The sequence below is a fragment of the Kocuria atrinae genome (genome assembly GCF_039531425.1).
In the GTDB taxonomy this organism is placed as follows: Bacteria; Actinomycetota; Actinomycetes; order Actinomycetales; family Micrococcaceae; genus Kocuria; species Kocuria atrinae.
In genome coordinates this window covers 1-3,184 of record NZ_BAAAQA010000028.1, presented here as the reverse complement: position 1 = coordinate 3,184, position 3,184 = coordinate 1, and the positions used below count along the sequence as shown (strand labels likewise).

Annotated in this window: 4 protein-coding genes; 1 reads left to right on the top strand and 3 read right to left on the bottom strand. The window is 63.8% G+C overall.

The genetic code is table 11. From position 1 onward, the window contains the following. Positions 1-177 precede the first annotated feature (177 nt). Complete coding sequence (locus tag ABD283_RS12280) at positions 178-834, top strand: hypothetical protein (protein ID WP_344225292.1); 657 nt, start codon at positions 178-180, stop codon at positions 832-834. A gap of 13 nt (positions 835-847) precedes the next feature. Here ABD283_RS12280 and ABD283_RS12275 read toward each other — a convergent pair whose 3' ends face one another. The 3 genes from ABD283_RS12275 to ABD283_RS12265 form a co-directional block, all read right to left on the bottom strand. Beyond that, positions 848-1,186, bottom strand: coding sequence for a helix-turn-helix domain-containing protein (locus ABD283_RS12275; RefSeq protein WP_344225291.1), 339 nt, complete (start codon positions 1,184-1,186; stop codon positions 848-850). 257 nt (positions 1,187-1,443) lie between these two features. Then, a complete protein-coding gene (locus tag ABD283_RS12270) occupies positions 1,444-1,590 on the bottom strand; it encodes a hypothetical protein (protein ID WP_344225290.1) in 147 nt (48 codons plus the stop codon). Between the two features lie 194 nt (positions 1,591-1,784). Beyond that, positions 1,785-3,046 (bottom strand): IS3 family transposase gene (locus ABD283_RS12265; RefSeq protein ID WP_344225289.1). Its coding sequence is split into 2 segments (ribosomal slippage): positions 1,785-2,698 and positions 2,698-3,046, totalling 1,263 coding nucleotides; the frame shifts between segments, so codons are not numbered across the junction. Positions 3,047-3,184 lie beyond the last annotated feature (138 nt).

Here is a 3,184-nt window from a genome sequence, read left to right as displayed (position 1 = left end):
GGACGGTTCGAAAGAACCACTCACTAATGAGAACCGCCGGACCCCACACACCGTTTAACGGACAGACCCGGCAGAGCAGCCGACGCGGCCCGAAGTCTTACAAGGCGGAGGCTGCAGGCTCGGAAAGCTGAACTGGAACGAGTCGGTGTAGACATCGGTTGGCGATTTCGTGTGCACATGCCCACGAGCGACCGATATCAGCTTGTCCCCGAACGACTCATAGGCCTCGACGTGCCATCGCTGGTCACCTGGGGCAACGCGCTCGAAGAAATCGTCGTTGCTCTCCAGGCGGCGGTACTACCCGGAGAGAAGTTCGTGCTCGTTCCGATCCGTAACGGGAGGCCCGTCGAACCGCTGACAATGTCACTGGTCGCTTCTCTACTGCCAGTTGGGGCACTGGGACATTGGGCAACTGATCTTCCTCAACCGCACGACGTCCCACTGACCGAGGCGCTCGACGCGGCGGTCGCGTCGGTTCAAGTTGCGTCAGGGGTCTTGGCGCTCGCTGAGCAACAGCGAGCGCATGACACTGTCGTCCAGGTTCTGGAAGATGCTAAGCAGGGACTCGCTCGATCGAAGGGAGTAATTAGGCAAGCGCCAACGGATGCAGTGACTGAGCAGATTGCCTTGTTTCTGGACGCCCTCGAAGAGGAGCTGACGAATGAAGAGTCCGGCAACTCCACTGGCGGCGACATCGCCACCCAGATGCTGCGGACGGTTACAGCGGGCGAGCAGACGGAGCTCTCGATCGCGCTGGGTGCGGTGCGTCTCATGGCATTGGAGTGGGACATCGACGCCCACGCTGCACCACAACTGTTTGAACTGGGCGAATGAGCCGTGTCAGACCCTACACGCCGGTTGAGGCAGCCTCAGAAGGGCGTCTTCCCCGCGGACGCAGTTCGTGGCCGGCTCTGGTGACCGCTCGTCCGATGACGCCCTGTGAGACGCCCATGCGCAAGCCGATCTCCATCAGAGTGAGCCCGTCCGCGTACAGGCGGCACGCTTCCGCAGCCTCGCTCGGGTCCAGTCCCCGGGTCCTCGGTGTGATGCCACGCCGATACAAGTGCGCGGCGGCGGTTCGGCGATGCACTCGGAACTGTGCGGCCAGTTCCACTAGCGTCGCGCCCGCGATGTACGCGACGACAAGCTCGTCCACCTGGGCGGGCGAGAGCAGGGTTTGAGTCATCCCAAGTGAGCGCACCAACGGCCCCCTCGTGTCCGTGATCCGCCGCTCACAACCCCGCCGATCCCGCCGATAGACTCCCCGAGACAGCCGAGAAGCTGCGGTTTTCAAGGCCGGGGAAAGGTTCTCAAACTGTCTACGGAGGTCCACTCTTGTCCTGAGTCGGGTCATCGTTGACAGATGAGTCGGTAGATGGATGACAGAAGGGTCTTGGAACTTTATGGTTCCGGGGCCCTTTTGTCGTGTCTGGGGGTGGGGGTTCACTGCCGGTGGTGGGGTCGTTGGTAGTTGCTGGTGGGGTTGATGGTGTGTTCGGCGATGATTTCTCCGGTGATGGCGTTGCTGGTGATGACGTGGTTGTCGTGGATGAGCATGAGCACGGGTTCACCGATGTGGGCTCGGCCCATGCCTAGGTGACGTAGTGTCCCGGCGTAGCGCAGGCTGACTTTTCCCCAGGCGTCGATCACGTCGGTGCGGGTGCGCCATTCGGGTGTGGTTTCGGTGTTCGGGGTGGCTTTCGGGGTTGCTGCGTAGGCGGTGGCTGGGGTGGTTCGTGCGATGGCCCGGGCCTTGCCCCCGGTTTGTGGACACGGGGTTGGGATTAGGCTGCTGATCGGAGCGTAGCAGCGCGTTCGGTTTCATAGGTCGTCGGTGACTGGTAGCCGCAGTAGGAGTGACGGCGTTTCGTGTTGTAGCGGATCAGCCATCGGAACACTTCGCGGCGGCAGCTGAGCTCGTCGGTCCAGGAATGGGAGTCTTGGAGGACCTCGCGTTTGAGCGCAGCGTTGAACGATTCGGCCAGGCTGTTGTCGGCGCTCGACCCGACGGCGCCCATCGACTGGGTCACCCCGAGCCGGCGGCACAGGCCGGCGTAGTCCTTCGAGGTGTAGACGGATCCGTGGTCGGAGTGGAACACCGCCCCTGCCAAGCTGCCCCGAGTCTGCTCGGCGCTGCGCAGCGCGTCTGCAACGAGCTCGGTGCGCATGTGATCGGCGACCGCCCAGCCGACCAGCCGACGCGAGTAGCAGTCGATGACTGTGGCCAGGTACAGGTTCGAACCGTTCGCAATCGGAAGATAGGTGATATCTCCCACGTATCTTCGGTTCGGTGCCTCGGCGGTGAAATCACGCTGCAGCAGATCCGGGACCTGCTGGTCGGCCGGTTCGGGCACCGTCGTGGTCACCCGCCGCTTCTTCTGGTAGCCGCGGATGCCGTGGGCGCGCATCACCCGGGCGACGCGCTTGTGGTTGACCCGCCGCCCGGACTCGGCTCCGTCGTTGAGCGCGGCGGTGATCCTGGGGGCGCCGACGGTGTTGTCGCCATCGTGGATCTTGCGGATCCGCTCGGCCAGCCCGGCATCGGCCTCCTGTCGAGCCCGGCGGCCGGCAGTACCGGCACGCCAGGCGTAGAACGAGGACCGGGTGACCTCGACGAGCTCGCACAACCGCTTCACCGGATAGGTGGGGCAGAGATCCTCAACGAACTGGAAGCGGGTCACCAGTTCGTCTCCCCGGCGAAATACTTAGCCGCCTGCCGCAGAATCTCGCGTTCCGTGGTCAGCTTGACCTGCTCGCCTCGCAGCGCCTGGTTCTCGGCCTCCAGCCGCGCCACCCGGGCCTCGAGCGACTCCTCGCCGGCAGCGGCTGCACTCGGTGTCGCAGGCGTACGTTTGAGCGGGCTGGGCGTCGGACTGCCATCGGCGCTGGTCTTCTTACCGGTCCCGTACCGGGCGAGCCAATGGCGCAACGTGCCACGCTCGACTCCGAGGTCGGCGGCGATGCCGCGTACGGTTGCCGCTGGTGTCGACTCGTAGAGGTCAACGGCCTGCCGTCGAAACTCCTCTGAGTAGTTCTTTCTGGCCATGATGAACAATCATCTCGCTTCCCCAGCAGATGCTGGAATCAGCGTGTCCAGAAACCAGGGTCAAGGCCCCCCGGTGGGGTCTGGCGGTGTTGTACCAGGTGCGGAATTGGTCCAGGAGTTCTTGAAGTTCGGTGGTGG

What these genes read in the sequence shown, in the direction of transcription:
- ABD283_RS12280 (WP_344225292.1), top strand. Translation starts at nt 178, where the DNA reads ATGCCCACGAGCGACCGATATCAGCTTGTCCCCGAACGACTCATAGGC.
- ABD283_RS12275 (WP_344225291.1), bottom strand. Translation starts at nt 1,186, where the DNA reads ATGACTCAAACCCTGCTCTCGCCCGCCCAGGTGGACGAGCTTGTCGTC.
- ABD283_RS12270 (WP_344225290.1), bottom strand. Translation starts at nt 1,590, where the DNA reads ATGGGCCGAGCCCACATCGGTGAACCCGTGCTCATGCTCATCCACGAC.